The organism is Sphingomonas sp. (genome assembly GCF_036387595.1).
Lineage (GTDB): Bacteria > Pseudomonadota > Alphaproteobacteria > Sphingomonadales > Sphingomonadaceae > Sphingomonas.
Genome location: NZ_DASVTL010000058.1, coordinates 57064 through 78643 on the forward strand (window position 1 = coordinate 57064; position 21580 = coordinate 78643).

The 21580-nt window shown below is 66.4% G+C and carries 18 protein-coding genes; 10 read left to right on the forward strand and 8 right to left on the reverse strand.

The features are described from left to right. The first annotated feature begins 51 nt into the window (after positions 1 to 51). From VF643_RS05025 to recA, 3 genes are all read left to right on the forward strand, one after another. On the forward strand, positions 52 to 1707 hold the full coding sequence (locus tag VF643_RS05025; protein ID WP_331042273.1) for an electron transfer flavoprotein-ubiquinone oxidoreductase: 1656 nt from the start codon (positions 52 to 54) through the stop codon (positions 1705 to 1707). Between the two features lie 114 nt (positions 1708 to 1821). Continuing rightward, positions 1822 to 2703, forward strand: coding sequence for a 4-(cytidine 5'-diphospho)-2-C-methyl-D-erythritol kinase (locus VF643_RS05030; RefSeq protein WP_331042274.1), 882 nt, complete (start codon positions 1822 to 1824; stop codon positions 2701 to 2703). Positions 2704 to 2977: 274 nt separating this feature from the next. Continuing rightward, positions 2978 to 4051, forward strand: coding sequence for a recombinase RecA (recA, locus tag VF643_RS05035; protein ID WP_331042275.1), 1074 nt, complete (start codon positions 2978 to 2980; stop codon positions 4049 to 4051). 101 nt (positions 4052 to 4152) lie between these two features. Here recA and VF643_RS05040 read toward each other — a convergent pair whose 3' ends face one another. After that, entirely contained in the window at positions 4153 to 6252 is a 2100-nt protein-coding gene (locus VF643_RS05040) for a radical SAM/SPASM domain-containing protein (protein WP_331042276.1), read from the reverse strand. Between the two features lie 131 nt (positions 6253 to 6383). Then, on the reverse strand, positions 6384 to 7136 hold the full coding sequence (locus VF643_RS05045; protein WP_331042277.1) for a hypothetical protein: 753 nt from the start codon (positions 7134 to 7136) through the stop codon (positions 6384 to 6386). Positions 7137 to 7215: 79 nt separating this feature from the next. Here VF643_RS05045 and VF643_RS05050 point away from each other — a divergent pair, with 79 nt between their 5' ends. Then, positions 7216 to 8049, forward strand: a complete 834-nt coding sequence (locus tag VF643_RS05050; protein ID WP_331042278.1) for a class I SAM-dependent methyltransferase — start codon at positions 7216 to 7218, stop codon at positions 8047 to 8049. After that, positions 8046 to 8669: a glutathione S-transferase gene (locus VF643_RS05055; protein WP_331042279.1), complete on the forward strand. Its 624-nt coding sequence runs from the start codon at positions 8046 to 8048 to the stop codon at positions 8667 to 8669. Before VF643_RS05050 ends, VF643_RS05055 begins: the two co-directional genes overlap by 4 nt. Here VF643_RS05055 and VF643_RS05060 read toward each other — a convergent pair. After that, complete coding sequence (locus VF643_RS05060; RefSeq protein ID WP_331042280.1) at positions 8660 to 9949, reverse strand: dicarboxylate/amino acid:cation symporter; 1290 nt, start codon at positions 9947 to 9949, stop codon at positions 8660 to 8662. The genes VF643_RS05055 and VF643_RS05060 overlap by 10 nt on opposite strands. Before the next feature lie 71 nt (positions 9950 to 10020). On the opposite strand from VF643_RS05060, the gene VF643_RS05065 reads away from it, so the two are divergent. The 3 genes from VF643_RS05065 (at position 10021) to VF643_RS05075 (ending at position 14886) form a co-directional block, all read left to right on the forward strand. Beyond that, positions 10021 to 11259, forward strand: coding sequence for a Xaa-Pro peptidase family protein (locus VF643_RS05065; protein ID WP_331042281.1), 1239 nt, complete (start codon positions 10021 to 10023; stop codon positions 11257 to 11259). 185 nt (positions 11260 to 11444) lie between these two features. After that, positions 11445 to 14114 (forward strand): alanine--tRNA ligase, encoded by a 2670-nt coding sequence (alaS, locus tag VF643_RS05070; RefSeq protein WP_331042282.1) that lies wholly within the window; start codon positions 11445 to 11447, stop codon positions 14112 to 14114. An 88-nt stretch (positions 14115 to 14202) separates the two neighbouring features. Then, a complete protein-coding gene (locus VF643_RS05075) occupies positions 14203 to 14886 on the forward strand; it encodes a hypothetical protein (protein ID WP_331042283.1) in 684 nt (227 codons plus the stop codon). Positions 14887 to 14924: 38 nt separating this feature from the next. Here the strand turns inward: VF643_RS05075 and VF643_RS05080 are convergent, their stop codons facing one another. The 4 genes from VF643_RS05080 to VF643_RS05090 are packed head-to-tail and all read right to left on the reverse strand — an operon-like array spanning position 14925 to position 19075. Continuing rightward, positions 14925 to 16697, reverse strand: coding sequence for a cation:proton antiporter (locus VF643_RS05080; protein WP_331042284.1), 1773 nt, complete (start codon positions 16695 to 16697; stop codon positions 14925 to 14927). Positions 16698 to 16714: 17 nt separating this feature from the next. Then, positions 16715 to 17629: an NAD(P)/FAD-dependent oxidoreductase gene (locus VF643_RS05085; RefSeq protein ID WP_331042285.1), complete on the reverse strand. Its 915-nt coding sequence runs from the start codon at positions 17627 to 17629 to the stop codon at positions 16715 to 16717. Then, complete coding sequence (locus VF643_RS16095; RefSeq protein WP_414713802.1) at positions 17517 to 17828, reverse strand: FAD-dependent oxidoreductase; 312 nt, start codon at positions 17826 to 17828, stop codon at positions 17517 to 17519. The genes VF643_RS05085 and VF643_RS16095 overlap by 113 nt, the downstream gene beginning before the upstream one ends. Before the next feature lie 26 nt (positions 17829 to 17854). Next, positions 17855 to 19075 (reverse strand): NADP-dependent isocitrate dehydrogenase, encoded by a 1221-nt coding sequence (locus VF643_RS05090; protein WP_331042286.1) that lies wholly within the window; start codon positions 19073 to 19075, stop codon positions 17855 to 17857. A 143-nt stretch (positions 19076 to 19218) separates the two neighbouring features. Between VF643_RS05090 and VF643_RS05095 the strand changes: the two genes are divergently transcribed. Both VF643_RS05095 and VF643_RS05100 read left to right on the forward strand, forming a co-directional pair. Then, the gene (locus tag VF643_RS05095) at positions 19219 to 19941 is read left to right on the forward strand and encodes a phosphatidylserine decarboxylase (RefSeq protein ID WP_331042287.1); all 723 of its coding nucleotides are present in this window, start codon (positions 19219 to 19221) and stop codon (positions 19939 to 19941) included. A 280-nt stretch (positions 19942 to 20221) separates the two neighbouring features. Continuing rightward, entirely contained in the window at positions 20222 to 21034 is an 813-nt protein-coding gene (locus VF643_RS05100; RefSeq protein ID WP_331042288.1) for a phosphatidylcholine/phosphatidylserine synthase, read from the forward strand. Here the strand turns inward: VF643_RS05100 and VF643_RS05105 are convergent. After that, positions 20973 to 21209, reverse strand: a complete 237-nt coding sequence (locus VF643_RS05105; RefSeq protein ID WP_331042289.1) for a hypothetical protein — start codon at positions 21207 to 21209, stop codon at positions 20973 to 20975. The two genes, VF643_RS05100 and VF643_RS05105, sit on opposite strands and share 62 nt — an antisense overlap. Between the last annotated feature and the right edge of the window lie 371 nt (positions 21210 to 21580).

The window sequence follows — 21580 nt, forward strand, 5'->3', positions numbered from 1 at the left end:
GGCGCGCCCAAATGGGTGACGCTACGGCCATCGTCGCCGGGAGTGGAAGTGATGACCGAACGCGAGTCGATGCCTTATGATGTCGTGATCGTCGGCGCGGGGCCGGCGGGCCTTTCGGCCGCGATCCGGCTGAAGCAATTGGCGAACGACGCCGGTGCCGAACTGGCGGTCTGTGTCCTCGAAAAAGGGTCCGAGGTCGGCGCGCACATCCTGTCGGGTGCGGTGATCGACCCGCGCGCGATGGACGAGCTGATCCCCGAATGGCGCGACACCGATTGCCCGCTGGGCGAGACGCCGGTGACGCAGAACCATCACTGGGTGCTGACCGCGAAGAAGAAGTACAATCTGCCGCATCTGTGGACGCCGCCGTTCCTCCACAACAAGGGCACCTACACCTGCTCGCTCGGCAATCTGTGCCGCTGGCTGGCGGGGCACGCCGAGGAACTCGGCGTCGAGATCTTCCCCGGCTTCGCCGCTGCTGAAATCCTCTTCGACGAAGCGGGCCGGGTAAAGGGCGTCGCGACCGGCGACATGGGCGTCGCGCGCGACGGCACCCCCAAGGGCGATTACACGCCGGGTCTGGAAATCCACGCCAAATACACCTTCTTCGCCGAAGGCGTGCGCGGACACCTGACCAAGGAGGTCATCCGCACCTTCGACCTGGCGCGCGATGCACAGCCGCAGGTCTATGGCCTGGGGGTCAAGGAATTGTGGGACATCGACCCCGCCAAGCACGAGCCGGGCAAGGTGATCCATACCCAGGGCTATCCGCTCGGCGACGATGCCAACGGCGGCGGCTGGATCTATCACCAGGCGAACGGGCAGGTCAGCATCGGCTTCGTGACATGGCTGAGCTACACCAACCCTTATACCTCGCCGTTCCAGGAGATGCAGAAGTGGAAGACCCACCCCGCGGTCGCCGAGCTGCTCGCCGGTGGCAAAAGGGTCAGCTACGGCGCGCGCGCGATCAATGACGGCGGGTTGCAGTCGATACCGAAGCTGGTGTTCCCCGGCGGCGCGCTGATCGGCTGTTCGGCAGGCTTCCTCAACGTGCCGCGGATCAAGGGCACCCATGGCGCGCAGAAATCCGCGATGATGGCAGCGGAGGCCGCCTTCGCCGCGATTCAGGCCGGCCGCGCGCATGACGAGCTGGTCGCCTATCCGGCCGCGTTCGAGGCGTCGTGGCTGAAGAAGGAGCTGTCGGTCGTCCGCAACGTCGTGCCGCTGGTCAAGAAGTTCGGCGACTTCATCGGCTCGGGGCTTTCGGGCGTCACGATGTGGCTGGAGCATCTCGGCGTGAAGATGCCTTTCACGATGAAGCACCACCCCGACCACGAAAGCCTGTGGCGCAAGGATCTGGTCAAGCCGCCGGTCTATCCCAAGCCCGATGGCGTGCTGACCTTCGACCGGCTGTCGTCGGTGTTCCTGTCGAACACCAATCACGAGGAGGACCAGCCCGCCCACCTGACGTTGCGCGACCCGGACGTGCCGGTGAAATACGACCTGCCGATGTACGACGAACCGGCGCAGCGTTACTGCCCGGCAGGGGTGTACGAGATCGTCGGCGAGGACGTCGGCGACCCGAAGTTCGTCATCAACGCGCAGAATTGCGTCCACTGCAAGACGTGCGACATCAAGGATCCGACGCAGAACATCAACTGGGTGGTGCCGGAGGGCGGCGGCGGGCCGAACTATCCGAATATGTGACGCGCAGCGCGGCTTGCGCCGCCCCGGCGCAAGACTCGCGCAAGCGCGGCCGGCGTCGCTACCGCGACGACCGACGACGCGGCTTTGCCGCGGCGTCTTGCCAAGGCCGACCTCATGACCACCGAACCCGCCCCCGCCAAGATCAACCTGGCGCTCCACGTCCGCCGCCGCCGCGCGGACGGCTATCACGACCTGGAAACGCTGTTCGCGTTCTGCGCGGACGGGGACATCGTGACCGTTGCGCCCGCGGAACGAGATAGCTTCGCCATCACCGGGCCGTTTGCCGCCGATCTCGGTCGCCCTCACCCTCACCCCTCCCACTCCCCGCAGGCGAGTGGGAAGGGTGAGGGCGAATGGGCGGAAAATCTGGTAACTCGCGCCGCTGACAGCTTCCGTGAAACCTTCGCCACCACGACCCCCTACGCCATAACCCTCGACAAACGCCTCCCCGTCGCCTCGGGCATCGGCGGCGGATCGGCCGATGCCGCGGCGACCTTGCGCGGGCTCGCCCGGCTGCACGGCATCGACCGGCGCGACGACCGCCTGTTCGCCATCGCAGCCCGGCTCGGTGCGGACGTGCCCGCCTGTCTGCTCGGCCGCACCGCTTTCGCCACCGGGCGCGGCGACGATCTGACGCCGCTCGACGCACTTGGCGATGTGCCGGTGCTGCTCGTCAACCCGGGCGTCGGGGTCTCGACCGCGGCGGTGTTCGGGCAGTGGGACGGCGTGGACCGCGGCGGTATCGCCGGTGAGGGCACCCCGCTCGCGCGCGCCGCAGCGGGCCGGAACGATCTCATGCCATCCGCAAGCGCGCTGGTGCCGGTGATCGGCACCGTCCTGGACCACCTGCACGCGGCGCCGGGTACTACGCTCGTGCGGATGTCGGGGTCCGGCGCGACCTGCTTCGCACTTTTTGACGGCCTGAACGCACGCGACGCCGCCGCTGAAGGCGCGCGTTCACGCGGTCGGTGGACGCTCGCCACGACGCTGGTTTGAAAAAAGTTTGATTCACGCGGAGGCGCGGAGGCGCGGAGAAGAAGGAGGAGGTGGGTGCCTGCGGCGCTTGCACCTTCGAGCGCTCCAGCGCTCCGTCACCCTGTTTGCCCTGGGCGACCCGGCGGCCCCCTAGTTAGACCTCTCCGCGCCTCCGCGTGAACAAAATCCTTCTCTAAATTTCGAGTTCACGACTTGTTCCAGCGGAACAAAGCTAATACATGGAGAACAGACGCGTTGCCGCCGCCACGCGCATGTTCTAGCGAAGGGGTTCCTCATGGCCGCTAAACTTCAGGTGATCGACAACGTGGCAGCAGCAGTGATTACCGACCGGCAAAAGGCGCTCGACGCCGCGCTGGCGCAGATCGACCGGGCCTTTGGCAAGGGGTCGGCAATGAAGCTGGGTTCCAAACAGTCGATGGAGGTCGAAGTCATATCGACGGGCAGCCTGGGCCTGGACATCGCGCTGGGCGTCGGCGGCCTGCCGCGCGGCCGGGTGATCGAGGTTTATGGCCCCGAATCGTCCGGCAAGACCACGCTGGCGCTCCACGTCATCGCCGAGGCGCAGAAGACCGGCGGCACCGCCGCCTTCGTCGATGCCGAGCACGCGCTCGACCCGGTCTATGCCAAGAAGCTGGGGGTCAACATCGACGAGCTGATCGTCAGCCAGCCCGATACCGGCGAACAGGCGCTCGAGATCGTGGACACGCTCGTCCGCTCGAACGCGATCGACGTGCTGGTCATCGATTCGGTCGCCGCACTGGTGCCGCGCGCGGAGATCGAGGGCGAGATGGGCGACAGCCACGTCGGACTCCAGGCGCGGCTGATGTCGCAGAGCTTGCGCAAGCTGACCGGCTCGATCAGCCGCTCGCGCTGCATGGTGATCTTCATCAATCAGCTGCGCATGAAGATCGGCGTGATGTACGGCAATCCGGAGACGACGACGGGCGGCAATGCGCTGAAATTCTACGCCAGCGTCCGCCTGGACATCCGCCGCACCGGTGCGATCAAGACCGGCGAGGAAACCACCGGCAACGCCACCCGCGTCAAGGTCGTCAAGAACAAGGTCGCGCCGCCGTTCAAGCAGGTCGAATTCGACATCATGTATGGCGAGGGCATCTCCAAGATTGGCGAGATCCTCGATCTGGGCGTGAAGGCCGGGATCGTCGAGAAGTCCGGCTCCTGGTTCAGCTACGATTCCGTCCGCATCGGCCAGGGCCGCGAGAACGCGAAGACGTTCCTCAAGGAAAACCCCGATATGGCCGACCGCCTGGAACGCGCCATCCGCCAGCGCACCGAAAAGGTTGCCGAGGAAATGATGGTGGGGGCGACTGAGGACGACGACGTCTGAGCGGACCGCCGAACGGCGCAGACCTCTTTGGGCCGGGGACGGCATTGATGCTGCCCCCGGTCTTCGATCGGATACATGATCCCGTCATGGGTTAGGATGGGCTAAAGCGTCGCAGTGACTGCGACCTCGGCGGGTATTTCAACCAATATGCCGGCGGTCATCGCGCGATCGGTTGCGCAAAGCTGTCGCCCCTCACCCAGGCAGATCTGACAGCCGGGGGAGGTGCTGATGCCGTTTGCGACTTCGGCGAACATGCGCGCCGCCTCCGGACTGGTAAGTGCGTCCGCCAGCGAATCGTAATCGTCTAGCGATCCGAACGTGCCGGTACTATTGAGATCGAGGCAGCAGATACCGAGCTTTCGCGTGGCGAATATCGCCAGCGAAGGAAATGCGACGAAGCCGCAGGTGTTACGGTTGACGACGCGGCGTTCCATCTCCCAATCCGGGTGATATTCAAGCAGCAGGTTTGCATAGGACGCGACTGGACGTGCCGAGATGAACGCGGACTCGATTGTGCCGTTCTGAGAGCGCCAATCCAGTATCTTGAGGTGAATACCATCGCCCTGATCGGCCGTGAAGAACGTCTCGGTGATAAGCTCCGGTGAATTGACGAAAGCACGCGCCTGAACGGCCGGCGGTGCGTCCGCGGCGATGGCGGCGGCGATCGCCTCCCATGCGCGGACATGCTTCTCCATCCGAGCGGGCGTGTCCGGAAAAGCGCCGCGCACCTTCGGATCGACTCGCCAATCCTCATTGCCGTTGGCGACCATCTGATAGAGGCGCATGTGACAAGGCGCGCCTTCGTTTGCCATCTGGCGCAGCAAAGCGGTCACGCGCGCGACGAGCGTTTCATAGTCGCCAATCTTGGCGCTGCGCGTTGCCTCATAGGACTCCTGGCTGTCGTTATGCAGCGAAATCGCGATTCCTGCGGGATAGTTATGCGATAGTTGGGCCAGCTTCTTGGGTACGAGCGTCAGTCCATGCGAGGTGAAGAACGTCGGCCACGGCAGGTTCTTTGCGCGAATATAAGCCAGGATTTCCTTGATATTCGGATGCAGAAGCGGCTCGCCATAGGCATTAAGCTGCATTGATCCGACACTGACGGTAGCCGCGAGTTCGTCGATCAGTCGCTTCACTTCAGCGAGGGGAAGCCACTGGCTGTCGTCCTCCCGGTGCATGTCCGGACAGAACGTGCATTTCTGGTTGCAGAAGTTAGTGACTTCCAGCCAGACCGTATCGACATGCGGCTTGCCGTCACGCATCGGATAGGGCGATCGTCGCGCGCTATCCAGCGGGTTGGTGAAACTGTGCAGAAACTTTGCTGCCGTCGCGACGACGGCCTTGTCGACGATCCTGACCAACGGCGCGTCGCGCTTGTTCATGATGCTTAGCGCGCGCGCGGTGACTTCGGGATTTGCCTTCAACGCCATATCCGTGCGCCGCGTGTCAAAGAGTGCGCCGCGTCCAAGCGCCGAGGCGACCACACACAGCGTGGCCAGTTCCCCGGCTAACGGCATCTTTTCGCCTGCGGACAACGGAAGCATCAGGGCGACGCCAAGGTAATTGAGGGCTTCTTCGTATCGGCCCTCCTCGGCAACAGCGCGGACCAATGCACGATGGGCATCGACGTTGAGTTCACGCGTGTCAATCATCTTGCACGCAGTCGTTTCGGTCGCTGGCATCGGTCCCGTAGTCATCCACAGATCTCGGATGCCGCTGATCGACAAGGCGTTGCACTGCGCCGCGAACATCGCCGCCTCGAATGCGGGAAGTTGGCCGTCGGGCAATACCGCAAACAGCAAGGTGAGCGCTTCTTCCCCCCGGCCCGCGGCCGTCAGGAATCCGGCAAACACGACTGTGGCCAAGGACGTCAACTGACTCAACTCAGCTTCGGTGCCCCCAAGGAACGATGCGATCATCAGGTCGCAAGCCAATTGGGCATGCTGCGCCGGAACCCTCCGTATGATCCGGTAGACTTCGCTGCTCGTGCTGTCGTTTGCGAGTGTCTGGAATACGCCGGCTACCAGTTCGGCCAGAATTTGTTGCAGTTCGGGATCATCCGCGCCGATACTTTGCGCCGCCAATTTGGTCAGGACATCGCAACGAACATCGAGCAGCGCAAGATCGGCTCCCTCGACCTCGGGCGCAACGCTCGACGCGTCCTGATCGGTCTCCAGGGTCGATGCGGTTATGAAGCTCATGTGCGGCGTTCCCAAATCTGGACCATCGTCTCAGAATAGGACGGCGGACCTATCCCCGGCGCGCTTCGACCAAATTTATTTACCACGAACTTAGCACCGGTCCGCCGCTGACGGCCGCCCACTCAGCCGCCTCACCCCGCCTTGTCGAAATCGAAGCGTATCCGCACCCATGCGCCGATCAGCACCTTGCCGCCCACGCGCGGCGGGCGGACGCGGAATTGCCAGGCGGCCTGGCGCATGGCGCGGGCCAGGCCGGAGCCGACGGGGCTTTCCCCCAGCGACCGACAATTCTCGACGTGATAGTCTTCGATCGTCTTGCACGCGATCAATGCCCAGCTGCCCGGCGGGGCGCCTGCGGGTAGATAGCCCGCCAGTTCGGTGCGGCTGGGTTCGCGATACCATTCGGCGTTGAACAGCCGCTGCCCGCCTGGTCCCTGGCCCGGACCATAAGCCGCGACGCTGTCGCCGCTGCCCTCCGATTCGCCGCCGCCGCGCTCGCCCGCATCGCCGCCCAGTTTGCCGATGTCGGCAGCCTCGAACAATTCCATGCCGCCGGGAAGCAGCATCGGCGGCGGGGGCGGGGTCACGGCGGGCGCTGCCGGCGTGTCGCGCGTAGCGGCGCGGGGGGCCGCGCTGGCGGTGCTGCGCGCGACCTTGGCGATCGCTTGGGCACGGGGCGCCGCCTCGCGCGTCGCAGGCGGTTCGTGCGACAGGGTGAAGGTGGTGGGCGCATCGTCCACGACGCGCACCGGCGGGGAGGGGGCCAGCCTCAACAGCAGGAAGATGATGAGGATGTGCGCGCCGACGGCCAGACCGAAGGACATCGCACGGCGCGACGCAGGGGTGCGGGGCCGGCGCAGTGCGGGGAACGGGGCCGAACGCATCGCGCAAGCGCCTAGCCACCCCGCCCGCGCGCCGCAACCATCCGCTATCACGTCCAGCCAAATCGTTTAGGGTGACGCCATGACGCAGGCGGCAGACTGGACGGGGCGGATCGGCGATGTCTGGGCGCAGGAGTGGCAGCGCACCGACCGCAGCTTTGCGGCGCTGACCCCGCATCTGGATGCCGCGATCCTCGCCGCCGCGCCCAGCCACGCGTTTCGCGCGCTCGACATCGGCTGCGGCGCAGGCGCGACGGCGCATGCTCTGGCTACCGCGCGCGGGGACGCCGACGTGATCGGTGCCGATCTGTCCGAAGGATTGATCGCCGTGGCGCGCAGCCGACCGCCGCTCCCCAACCTGCGCTTCGTCGTCTGCGATGCGACCGCCGCCGCCGCGACCCCGGTCGACCTTTACGTCTCGCGCCATGGCGTGATGTTCTTCGACGATCCCGAAGCCGCCTTCGCCCGTCTTGCGCGCGCCGCTGCACCGGGCGCCGCGCTGGTCTTCTCCTGCTTCGCCGAACGCCGAGCGAACCGCTTTGCCGCCGACCTGCTCGATGCGCTCGGCCGGGATGGCGACGCGCCCGCAGGCGACGACCCCGGCCCGTTCGCCTTCGCCGATCCGATGCGGGTTGCCGCGATGCTGACGGCCGCAGGCTGGCAGGCGGCGCCACCCGCCCGTGTCGATTTCGGCTACCGCGCCGGCGAAGGCGCCGCTGCCGTCGCCGATGCAGTAGCGTTCTTCCACCGCATCGGCTCGGTCGCCGGACTGCTGCGCGACGCACCCATAAGCGCGCGTGCAGGCATGGAACGCGGGATCGAGGCGGCCTGCGCGCGCCGCCTGAACGACGGCGCAGTGGATTTTCCGGCCGCAGCATGGATATGGTCCGCGACGAAGCCAGGGAGTGCCTTATGATCGTCGTCCATCACCTCGAAAACAGCCGGTCGCAGCGTATCCTCTGGATGCTGGAGGAGCTGGGCCTGCCCTATGAGATCAAGCGCTATGAGCGGAACAAGGCGACGATGCTCGCCCCGCCCGAGCTCAAGCGCGTCCATCCGCTCGGCAAGTCGCCGCTGATCGAGGACGACGGCCGGGTGATCGCGGAAACGGGCGCGATCGTCGAATATCTGGTCGAGAAGGCGGATGGGCGGCTCGGCGCGCCCGCACACCGCGACTCGGCGCTGCGCTATCGCTTCTGGCTGCATTACGCCGAAGGGTCGATGATGCCGCCGCTGCTCCTCAAGCTGGTGTTGGCGCGCATCCCGATCATGGGCAAGCGCGCGATAAAGCGTATCCAGCCGATGATCGAAGTCCACCTCAATTACGTCGAGTCCGAACTCGCGCAGCGGCCGTGGTTCGCGGGCGACGCGATGACCGCGGCGGATATCATGATGAGCTTTCCGCTGGAGGCGGCGCGGTCGCGCGGCGGACTGAACGCCTCGCGCCCCGCGACGATCGCCTGGCTCGCTAAGGTCCATGCGCTGCCCGCCTATCAGGCTGCGCTCGCCAAGGGCGGACCCTATGCCTACGCCTGAGGGTAGGTGACCACCGCGGCGTCGAGATTGTCGGGATCGCGCGGGTCCAGCCCGCCCTCCCATTTGGCGATCACCGACGCCGCGATGGCGTTGCCGATCACGTTGGTGGCCGATCGCCCCATATCGAGGAAATGGTCAACCGCCAGGATCAGCAGCAGCCCGGCCTCCGGGATCTTGAACATCGCCAGCGTGCCGGCGATCACGACCAGCGACGCGCGCGGCACGCCCGCGATCCCCTTGGACGTCACCATCAGCACCAGCAGCATCGTGATCTGCTGCCCGATCGACAGGTCGATGCCATACGCTTGCGCGATGAAGAGCGACGCGAACGTCATGTACATCATCGACCCGTCCAGATTGAACGAATAGCCCAGCGGCAGCACGAAGCTGGCGATCCGCGGCGGCACGCCGAACCGGTCGAGCGCCTCCAGCGTGCGCGGATACGCGGCTTCCGACGAGGCGGCCGAGAACGCCAGGATCAGCGGATCGCGGATATAACGCACTAGATGCCGCGTCCTTGGGCCGATCAGCAGGAAGGCGATGCCGATCAGAACCGCCCACAGCAGCAACAGCCCGATGTAGAAGGTCACCATGAACCAGCCGAGATCGCCGATGATCCCGGGCCCGCGCTCCGCCAGCGTCGAAGCGACCGCGGCGAACACCGCGAAGGGGGCGAAACGCATGACGTAATTGGTGATCTGCAGCATGACCGCGACCAGCGCCTCGGTCGCGCGGACCAGCGGCGCGGCCTTCTCGCCTACCGCGGTGATCGCGACGCCGACGAAGATCGAGAAGACGACGATCTGCAAGATCTCGTTGGTCGCCATCGCATCGATCATCGAGGCAGGGACGATGTGGCTGATGAACTTCGCGAGATCGAACGCGCCCGCATCCACGCCACTCGCAGCGGTAGCCGGGGGGATCGCCAGCGCCAGGCCGACGCCGGGCTGGAGCAGGTTGACCAGGATCATGCCCAAGGTCAGCGACAGCAGGCTGGCGGCCACGAACCACAACAGGCTGCGCAGGCCCACGCGCCCCAGCGCCGAGGTATCGCCCATGTGCGCGATGCCGACGACCAGCGTCGAGAACACCAGCGGCGCGATAATCATCTTGATCAGCCGCAGGAACAGCTGCGTGACGATCGAGAGATACCCGGCGATCGACGTCAACTGCGCGGCGGACGCGGGCGTACCATCGTCGATCGACCAGTGCAGCCCCAGCCCGAGCACCAGCCCGGCCACCAGGCCCGCCAAGATATAATAGGTAAGCCGCGACTTCATGCTGTCCCCTTTGGATACCGCTGTAGAGGACGGGATTGCGGCCGCCGGGTCAAGCGCCCTATCGTTCGGCGATGACGCTGACCCGCCGAACGCTCCTTGCCGCCGTCCCCTTGCTGAGCGTGGCGAGCGTCGTGCGCGCGGCCGAGCCGGACCTGTCGGCGCTTTCCGACATCACCCGCGATATCGCCCCGATCGGCGTGGCGGAGCGAGCCGCGCGGCTGGCGCGTGCGCAATCGCTGATGCGGAGCCTCGGCATGCGCGCGGTCGTCGTCGAGCCGGGCGCGTCGCTCACCTATTTCACCGGCATCCGCTGGGGCCGCAGCGAGCGGCTGACCGCGGCGGTGATCCCGGTGGAGGGCGAGCCGCTTATCGTGACGCCCTATTTCGAGGAACCCTCGATCCGCGAGACGCTTGCCATCCCCGCCGAGGTGCGCGTCTGGCAGGAGGACGAGGATCCGATCCGGCGCATCACCGAGTGGCTCGTCGCCGCCAAGCTCGACAAGGGTGTGATCGGCATCGAGGAAACCGCGCGCTTCTTCGTGGCGGACGGGCTGAAGGCGCTGACCGGCGCGACGTTCGTGCTCGCCGACCCGGTGGTGCGCGGGTGCCGGATGCGGAAATCGCCGGCCGAGATCGCATTGATGCAGGCCGCGACCGACGTGACGATCGCCGCCTATCGCTGGACGTACGCTCGGGTCGAGGCGGGAATGACCGGGGCGCAGATCGGCGCGCTGATGAACGCGGCGACCGCCAGACTCGGCGGCGATCCCGAATTCGCGCTCGCTCTGATCGGGGAGGCATCGGCCTATCCGCACGGCAGCCGCACCGTCCACCGGGTGGCGGATGGCCAGGTCGTGCTGATGGACTGCGGCTGCTCAGTCGGCGGCTACCAGTCCGACGTCTCGCGCACCTGGGTCCACGGGAAGGCAACCGCCGAGCAGCACAGGGTTTGGGACCAGGTCGCTAGCGGCCAGCAACTCGCCTTCGCCACCGCGCAGGTCGGCACGCCGGCGGGTGCGGTCGACGATGCTGTCCGGCGTCTGTACGGATCCCTAGGCTACGGCCCCGGCTACAAGCGCCCCGGCTTGCCGCATCGCACCGGCCACGGCATCGGCATGGACGGCCACGAACCCGTCAACCTCGTCCACGGCGAAGCGATGCGGCTGGCGCCGGGCATGTGCTTTTCCGACGAACCAGGGCTCTATCTGCCGGGCAGGTTCGGGGTGCGGCTGGAGGATTGCTTCCACATGACAGACGCGGGGCCTAAGTGGTTCAGTGAACCGCTGGTGTCGATGGAATCGCCGGTGTGAAATTCCCTCTCCCTCCCGGAGAGGGCGGGAGCCGCCAAGGGCGGCGGAAGGGTGAGGGCAGGAAAACTTCCCGCCTCATCGCACCCGTCCTCACCCCGCGCTCGCTGCGCGAGCTTGCCCCTCTCCCGGAGGGAGAGGGGAAGTGTGTCTTGAGGCCGCCCCCGCACTCCACTAAGCCCGCGTCCATGACCTCCACCAACGACATCCGCCGCGGCTTCCTCGATTATTTCGGCAACGCAGGGCACAAGATCGTGCCGTCCGCGCCGCTGGTGCCGCAGAACGATCCGACGCTGATGTTCGTCAATGCGGGGATGGTGCCGTTCAAGAACGTCTTCACCGGCCTGGAAACGCGGCCCTACATCACTGCCACCTCCAGCCAGAAGTGCGTGCGAGCGGGGGGCAAGCACAACGATCTCGATAACGTCGGCTATACCGCGCGCCATCACACGTTCTTCGAAATGCTCGGCAATTTCTCGTTCGGCGATTATTTCAAGGAACAGGCGATCACCCACGCCTGGACCCTGCTGACCCGCGAATGGGGCCTGCCCGCCGACAAGCTGACCGCGACCGTCTATCACACCGATGACGAGGCGTTCGATCTGTGGCGCAAGATAGCCGGCCTGCCCGAACACCGGATCATCTGCATCCCGACCAAGGACAATTTTTGGGCGATGGGCGACAGCGGGCCGTGCGGGCCGTGTTCGGAAATCTTCTTCGATCACGGCGATCACATCCCCGGCGGCCCCCCCGGATCGCCCGACGAGGATGGCGACCGTTTCGTCGAGATCTGGAACCTGGTGTTCATGCAATATGAGCAAGAAGCCAATGAGATAACCGGCGAACTTCCCAGCAAATCGATCGACACCGGCATGGGGCTGGAGCGGATTGCCGCGGTGATGCAGGGCGTCCACGACAATTATGATACCGACACGTTCAAGGCGCTGATCGCCGCTTCGGGCGCGCTGACCCATACCGCCACCACAGGCGATACCCAGGCGAGCCACCGCGTCATCGCCGACCACCTGCGCACCGCGGGCTTCCTGGTCGCCGATGGCGTGCTGCCCGCCAACGAAGGCCGCGGCTACGTGCTGCGCCGGATCATGCGCCGCGCCATGCGCCACGCGCATCTGCTCGGCGCCAAGGAGCCGCTGATGCACCGGCTCGTCCCCGCGCTGGTCGCCGAAATGGGCGCGGCCTATCCCGAACTCGTCCGCGCGCAGCCGCTGATCGAGGCGACGCTCGCGCAGGAGGAAACCCGCTTTCGCCAGACCCTCGACCGCGGCCTCAAGCTGCTCGACGAAGCGACTGCGGGCATGGCCGCTGGAGGCACGCTGGCGGGCGAGACCGCGTTCAAGCTCTACGACACCTTCGGCTTCCCTTATGATCTAACCGAGGACGCGCTGCGCGCGCAGGGTCTGGCGGTCGATCGCGCCGGCTTCGACACTGCGATGGCCGAGCAGAAGCGCGCAGCGCGCGCCGCCTGGAAGGGTTCGGGCGCCAAGGCTTCGGACGATCTGTGGTTCGACATCGCCGAGGAATCGGGCAGCACCGAATTTCTGGGCTATGCCTCCGATACCGGGGAGGGCGAGGTCGTCGCGCTGGTCCGCGATGGCGCCCGCGTCGATCATGCGACCACCGGCGATACGGTCGCGGTCGTCGTGAACCAGACGCCGTTCTACGGTGAGAGCGGCGGCCAGGTTGGCGATGCAGGAAATGTTTTCAATGACAGCGGTTTGCGCGCAATCGTTACCGATACGTCGAAGCAATTGGGGCGCATCTTCGTGCATCATGCGATGATCGAGGCCGGCAGCATCAAGGTCGGCGACAGCGTGAAGCTGAGCATCGACGTCGCCCGCCGCGCGCGCATCCGCGCTAACCACTCCGCGACCCACCTCCTGCACGAGGCGCTGCGCCAGCGCCTCGGCACCCATGTCGCGCAAAAGGGCTCGCTAGTCGCGCCCGAACGATTGCGCTTCGACTTCTCGCAGCCGGTCGCGCTCGGCCCCGCCGACATCGCCGAGGTGGAAGCCGCGGTGAACGCGCAGGTGCGTGGCAACGGCAGCGTCGTCACGCGATTGATGACCCCCGACGATGCGATCGCGATGGGAGCGATGGCGTTGTTCGGCGAGAAATACGGCGACGAAGTCCGCGTCGTCTCGATGGGCGAGGACGACGACGGCACCTATTCGATCGAATTGTGCGGCGGCACCCATGTCACCGCACTCGGCGACATCGGCGTGTTCAAGGTCGTCGGCGAAGGGGCGGTATCCTCAGGGATCCGCCGCGTCGAGGCGCTGACCGGGGAGGCCGCGCGCGCGTACCTGACCGCGCGCGACGACAAGTTGCGCGAGGCCGCAGCGACCCTCAAATCCGCGCCCGACGACGTCCCGGCGCGCGTGGCCGCGCTTGTCGAGGACCGCCGCCGGCTTGAGCGTGAACTGGCCGAAGCGAAGAAGTCGCTCGCTCTGGCAGGCAGCGGTGCGGGCACCGCGGGCGGCCCCGCTGGCCCCGAACAGATAGGCGGCATCGCCTTCACCGGCCAGGTACTCGACGGCTTCGACGCCAAGGGCCTGCGCGGCGCCGTCGATGAAGCCAGGCAGCGGATTGGGTCGGGCGTGGCGATGCTCGTCGCGGTCAACGACGGCCGTGCCTCCGTCGCGGTAGGGGTGACCGCGGACCTGGTCGCTACCCATAATGCGGTCGCATTGCTGAAGATCGCGGTGGCGGCGCTTGGCGGGCAGGGCGGGGGCGGTCGCCCGGACATGGCCCAGGGCGGGGGGCCGGACGGCGCGAAGGCGGCCGAAGCCGTCGATGCGGTCCGTGCGGCTTTGGCGGATTTGCCCGCATCGAATTGAGGTTGCGGCGAAAAGTCTTTGCCGGCGTCGCGACGATCGGGCATCCGTCGGCAGAGGCCGGCCGGTGCCTCGTGGTGAAGGCGTAGCGATGCGACCGACGTGGGTCCGGATGTTGACGATGGTCGCGGCGGCGTGGGCGGTGCCGTTGGCCGCGGAGAGTCCGCGGGAGATGCTGGTCAACGCCGCCTTCAACGATCGCGACAAGGCACAGGCTATCGCCCGGATCGAGCGTGCCCATGAAGGCGCGTCCGCCAGGATCGGCCATGCGCCGAACGATCAGGACGCGCTCCTGGTTCAGGCGACCGCGCGGGGGTATCGTGCCAAGTTGACCGGCAATCGCGGCGAGGCGATCGCCACGCGCAAGATGTTCGAAGCCCTTGTCGCCCGCTTTCCCCGCAACCCCGAGGCGCAGGTCGCCTTGGGCGCATGGCACGTCGGGCTGGTCGCCAAGTTCGGCGGCATCGCATCGCGAATCGCGGTCGGTGCGCAGAAGGGGATTGGCCTGACCGCGCTCGATCGCGCCGTCGCACTCGGCGGAGATCGGGCGATGTTCCTCGGCCTGGCCGGACTATTGCGGCTCGAACTCGATCCGGGCGACCCGCGCGCCATCCAGCTCACCGAGGCCGCGGTTCGCGGATCGACGCCGACCGCGATCGACCGGCTTGTGCAGCGCGCGGCGGTGGCGGTACTCGTGCCGCTGCGCCGGGGGGACCGCAAGGCCGCACAAAAGTTGGCCGAACGCGTCCTGCCGCTCGGCCAGTTCGGGGGCTGAGGCTCGGCGACCGGAGGGCGGTCCGAAGTACACCAACCCTACGCCGTCTCGCCCTTGCGCCGCACCCGCCGGATGCGGGGTTCGCGATCCAGCTTGGCCTCACGCCGGATCGTCTGGCGCAATTCGTCGCGCTTTTCGTGGATCGATGCGATCACCGGCCCCATCGCGACGCCGAGATCGACCAGCACGGTCTCGGACAGTTGCAGCGAACTTTCCAGCGTCTCCGGCACCGCCTCGGTCGCGCCTGCACGATAGAGTTCGGCGGCATGCGCGGCGTCGCGCGCGCGCGCCACGATCAGCAGGTCCGGCGCCACCGCCCGCATCCGGCGGGTGAGCTGCACGGTCAGCACCGGATCGTCCATCGTCAGGATCAGCGCCCTTGCATCGACCAGCCGCAGACGCTCGACCAGTCCGCCGCGCGCGATGTCGCCGAAGACGATGCGGTAGCCGCCGCGGCGCGCGGAAGCCACCGCATCGATATCCGCCTCCACCGCGATATAACGCTGGCCGTGGATGGTCAGCATGTCGACGACCATCCGTCCGACGCGGCCAAAACCGATGACGACCGTGCCAGGCCCATCCGCGGGCACGTCGATTTCCACCGGCACCCCGCCGCGTTCGATTCGCCGTGACGCATTGCGTCCCAGCTTGGCGAGGAGCGGCGTGATCGTCAGCCCGATCGCGGTGACGGTCTGCCAGAACGACGCGGTCGACGGCAGGATCAGCTGCGCCTGTGCCGCCGCTGCCAGCACGATCAGCGTGGTCTCCGACGGGCTGCCCATCAGCACCCCCGTCTCCGCCGCCACCCCGCGCCGCGTGTTGGCAACGCGCAGCAGCAGATAGGTCACCAATGCCTTCACCGCGACCACGCCCGCCACCGCGGCGATCAGCGCCAGCCAGTTCGCCGCAATCAGCCGCAGGTCCACGCTCATGCCGACGCTGATGAGGAAGACTCCCAGCGCCAGCCCCTGGAACGGTGCGGTCATCACCTCCACTTCCGAGCGATATTCGGTTTCCGCGATCAACAGGCCGGCGAGCAGCGCGCCGACGATCGGCGACAGCCCCGCGGCGGTCGTCGCGACGCTGGCGACGATGACGACCAGCAAAGATGCGGCCAGGAACAGCTCCGGGCTTTTGGTCCGCGCCGCCTGCCCGAACAGACGGGGGAGGACGACCCGGCCGGCCAGATACATCGCGACCACGGTCAGCCCGCCGCGAAGCGCCACGTCGGCGACGCCCTGCCACCCGCCGCCCGCGGCCGACGGCGCCAGCGCGCCGAGCACGAAGATGATCGGCACCAGCGCCAGATCCTCGAACAACAGCATCGCGAACGCCCCGCGCCCGACCGCCCCCGTGGTGCCGACCAGCGGCAGCACCAGCGCGGTCGACGACAGCGCGAGCGCGAAGCCCAGGCCGATCGCGCCCGCCCATTCCTGCCCCAGCGCATGCAGCGCGACCCCGATCAGCAGTGCCGACACGATCAACTGCGCCGCCCCCGTCCCGAACACCAGCCGCCGCATCCCCCACAGCCGCCGGAACGACAGCTCCAGCCCGATCGAGAACAGCAGCAGGATAATCCCGAATTCCGCGAACGGTTCGATCGACGCAGGGTCGGAGATAGTGACGTAATAGAGCCACGGCGCGCTACCGGTGAGCGCGCCCAGCCCGGCCGGGCCGACGAGCAGGCCGACCAGGATGAACCCGATTACCGGGCTGACCCGGAACCGCGCGAACGCCGGAATCACGAGGCCGGCCGCGCCCAGGATCACCAGCGTGTCGCTGAAGCCGGTATTGTCGAGGTGGAGGGCCATGCGCGGGACTATAACCGCTATATCGCGGGTGTCAGCGTCGCTTCCGGGAAGCGATGGCCATTCACCACGACGCGACGGTGGACCGCGTCGGGCACCAGTGCCATTGCCACCCGCCCCACTGCCCCCAGTGCCGCGCCGCCGTGCACGAAGCGACCGGCACTGGCAGACCGGCGTGCGATAGATGCGACACGATCAAGCCGGGCGCGCTCGAACATGGGGAGCACGTCGAGCGGTGGCCTCGCGGCGGCAATTGCGCCGAGTATCGCCGCATCCTCGATCCCTTGGCAGCCGCCCTGGCCCAGGTTCGGTTCCATCGCGTGCGCGGCGTCGCCAACGCACAGTATACGCCGGTCGCCCAGGCGACGCGGGATCGAGCGAGCGTGGATCGAAAAGGGTATCGACCGTGCTTCGTCGCAGGCGGCAAGGGCGTTACCGATCTCGCATGCCCAGCCACATGCGCGTCGAGCGACCTCGGCGAGGGTAGGGGGAGGGGTGCCAGCCACTTCATCCCGCATGTAGAAAACGTAGCGGCGATTTCCGGTCACCTCGAATAGGCCGAAGCGCTCGCCACTTCCCCAATATTCCTGCGCCCGTCCGCGCGGTGGTTCGCCGACGGAATCGCTTATCGCAAGGATACCACCATAGCCCCGGTGAGAAGTTACCGTGCCGAGCAGCGAGTCCGCGCAGGCCGACCATATACCGCTCGCATCGATCACCAGGTCTGCGGCGCTCGTCGTACCGTCCTCCAGCGTTACCCACGCCTGGGCCGAGTTCTGCTCGACCGCGCTCCACCGAAGCCCCAGCCTTACCTCGACGTCATCAGCAAGCCCATCGAGCAGAACCCGCTGGAGCAGGGCTGCGGGTCGGAAGCCACGCGTCCTGTACCGCCACCGGACCCATGAGGGAGCGTCCGTCCCGGGCTGCGACGCCAAGCGTCGCGATCGGTGCTGCTTCGCGCTCGATGACCCCTTCAATGCCTAGCCGGCGCAGCGCTGTCATGGCGTTCGCCCACAGGGATAGAGCCGCCCCCGCAGTCGTTAGGGCCGACGCCTGTTCGATCAATTCGACGCGATAGCCCGCGCCGCGTAGCGCGATCGCCGATGCCAAACCGGCGATCCCGGCGCCAAGCACGATCGCACGGGGGCCAAGCGTGCCGCTCAGCTCCAGCTGCCCATCGCCGTCTCCAGATTGACCCGCACCGCTTCGAAGAACTGTTCGGTCGTCATCCAAGGCTGGTCGGGGCCGATCAGGATCGCCAGATCCTTGGTCATCTGGCCGCCCTCGACCGTCTCGACGCACACGCGCTCCAGCGTCTCGGCGAAGCGGGTGACGTCGGGGGTGCCGTCGAACTGGCCACGGTATTTCAGGCCGCCGGTCCACGCGAAGATCGACGCGATCGGGTTGGTGCTGGTCGCCTTGCCCTGCTGGTGCTGGCGATAATGGCGGGTGACGGTGCCGTGCGCGGCCTCGGCCTCGATCGTCTTGCCGTCCGGGGTCATCAGCACCGAGGTCATCAGCCCCAGCGAGCCGAACCCCTGCGCCACCTGATCCGACTGGACGTCGCCGTCGTAATTCTTGCACGCCCAGACGAACTCGCCGCTCCACTTCAGGGCCGACGCGACCATGTCGTCGATCAGGCGATGCTCGTAGACGATGCCAGCTGCCTGAAACTTATCCTTGAATTCGTTGGCGAACACCTCCTCGAAAATATCCTTGAAGCGCCCGTCATAGGCTTTCAGGATCGTGTTCTTGGTGCTCAGATACAGCGGCCATTTGCGGTTCAGCGAGTAATTCATGCTGGCGCGCGCGAAATCGGTGATCGATTCGTCGAGGTTGTACATTCCCATGGCGACGCCCGCCTCGGGGAAATCGAACACTTCGTGCTCGATCACCTGGCCGTCCTTGCCCTCCCACTTCATCGTCAGCTTGCCCGCGCCCGGCACCTTGAAATCGGTGGCCTTATACTGATCGCCGAAGGCGTGGCGGCCGACGACGATCGGGTGGGTCCAGCCGGGAATCAGCCGCGGCACGTTGCGCATCACGATCGGCTCGCGGAAGATCACGCCGCCCAGGATGTTGCGGATCGTGCCGTTGGGCGACTTCCACATCTTCTTCAGGCCGAATTCCTCGACGCGCTGCTCGTCGGGGGTGATCGTCGCGCATTTCACGCCGACGCCGTATTTTTTGATCGCATTGGCCGAATCGATAGTGATCTGGTCGTTGGTTTCGTCGCGCTTCTCGACGCCCAGGTCATAATATTCCAGGTCGATTTCGAGATACGGCTTGATGAGCCGTTCGCGAATCCATTCCCAGATGATCCGGGTCATCTCGTCGCCGTCGATCTCGACGACCGGGGTCTTCACCTTGATCTTGGCCATGCGCGTATCCTTGGAAGGGGGAGGAGGTTTGGCACGCGTCTAGGAGGGGAGTTCGCGGCTGGCAACCGGCTGCACGGAGCTTGGCTCAGGGCGCGGGATCGGCCGGCGTTGTCATGCGGTCGTGTGAAAGGTACACGGTTGCAATGCCATCGCTCGAAAAGCCGCCGGTCGTCACCTCCACGGTCAAATGGCGCTTCCCCGCCGTCCATCCCGAGGGCCACAAATACGTCGCGATCGCCGGGGGACTGACCCTGCTGGCGACGCTCCTCACTAACGTCCTCTTCTGGCCCTTCGTCGGCCTGACGATCTGGGTAGCGGCGTTCTTCCGCGATCCGGTGCGGACCACGCCGCGGGGGGAGGGGCTGATCGTCGCGCCGGCCGACGGGCTGGTAACGATGATCCAGCGCGTGCCCGTGCCGCGCGAACTGGCCGGCGATCTGGGCGATGCGCCGCTGGTGCGCGTGTCGATCTTCATGTCGGTGTTCGATGTGCACATCAACCGCACGCCGATCACCGGCACCATCCGCCAGGTGGTCTATATATCGGGCAAGTTCCTCAATGCCGATCTCGACAAGGCTTCCGACGAGAACGAGCGCCAGCATTTCGTCGTCGAGGGGCGCGACGGGCGGCGGATCGGCTTCACTCAGATCGCAGGGCTGGTCGCGCGGCGCATCCTGGGCTTCGTCAAGCCCGGCGACATGGTGGTCGCGGGGCAGCGTATCGGCCTGATCCGCTTCGGTAGCCGGGTGGACGTCTACCTGCCCGACGACTGCGCGCCGCAGGTAACGCTGGGCCAGCGCAGCATCGCGGGCGAGACCGTCATCGGCCGTGTCGGCGGCATGTCGGTCACCGGCGTGGCGCAGTGATGCGCCCGCCTGGTCAGACTGCGGGGCGCGGATCGCAGGGCGCGATCATGGCAGCGATCTGGACCCCGCTAAGATCAGGCCACAGTATCCGCAGCGACCAGCACCTGCGACGGACCGGCGATCAGATGGAAACGATGACTACCACCCGTTCTCCTGCGCACGCAGGAGCCCAGGATGGCGGAGTGCATCGCTGGTGGCCCCGGGTTCCTGCGTGCGCAGGAGGACGCAATAGTCGCGAGCGTTCCGGTCTGCCAAGGCAACTCAACCCGGGGATGGCGGCGTGAGTCTCAATCCCCGGCTGCTTCGCGCGCGCAGAGCGCCGCGCGGCCTGCCGCTGCGGGCGGTGGCGCCCAATGCGGTGACCGCGCTCGCGCTGTGCTCAGGGCTGAGTGGCGTGCGATTCGCGATCGCGGGGGATTGGCCGCTTGCGGTGATGATGATCCTCGTTGCCGGCGTCCTCGACGGCATCGACGGACGGATCGCGCGGCTGCTTCATGGGGAAAGCCGGTTCGGCGCCGAACTCGATTCGCTTTCCGACGCCATATCGTTCGGGGTCGCGCCTGCGCTGATCCTCTATCTGTGGTCGCTGCACCAATTGCCAAGACTTGGCTGGATCGCGGCGCTCATTCTGGCGGTGTTCTGCGCCCTGCGCCTCGCCCGGTTCAACGCCAAGATCGACGAGACCGAGCAGCCGCACAAATCCGCCGGCTTCCTCACCGGCATTCCGGCACCCGCCGGGGCAGGGTGTGCGATGCTGCCGATGTTTCTCTGGTTCTGGACCGAAGAGCCGCTGTTCCGCTCTCCGCTGCTCGTCGCGCCCTGGGTCGCTTTCGTCGCGACGCTGATGGTGTCGAGTCTGGCCACTTATTCGTGGGGTTCGCTGCGGCTGCGGCGGACGATCCGGTTCGAAGCGCTGGCGGGTGTGGTCCTGCTCGGCGCGGCCCTCGTCTCGGCGCCCTGGCATACCCTCACGGCGGTAACCGCAGGCTATCTCCTGACCATACCCTTCAGCATCGCCAGCTACAGACGGGTCATGCGGTCGCGCGCAACGGCGCGACGGGAGCAGGAACCGGCATTGCCGCCCAGCGCCTGACCGCGATCCGACGCTCCGCATGCGCCGGCGTGGTTATCATGACGACCGGCCGTTCGAGGTTCCCCATCGCCAGATGAGCGATACGACGCCACTGGGGCACGATCGACGACGCGATCACACCCACCGCGACCGCGAAGGAACCCAGGAAAATCACGGCGTTCAGGATCGTCATCATGTTCGCATTCCTTCATGCTCGCGAACGTCACTCGATTCGGCAACCCGCAACATCCGGCTTGGTTCCGCCTAACCAAATGACATAGTGCGATTATTTCAGCCCAACTGCATCGGAATGTCGGTCAATCGCCGAACACCCCTCTTACGAACCCGTAATGTTCTATTGATGTTCCGACGTCAAGAACAAACCGTGTTCCATGTCGGGGTTGCCGCGCGAACGGCAGTACGCTAAGGGCGCGCCACTCAACCCCGCATGGGAAGCATCATAGCCCGGTGCGCATGGCTTCAGCCGACGCGTCATCCGCTTCCCAGAGGCATAACCGGAAAAGGAATACATCCTATGGCGGCTCCAGTCGACAGCATGCAGCAACT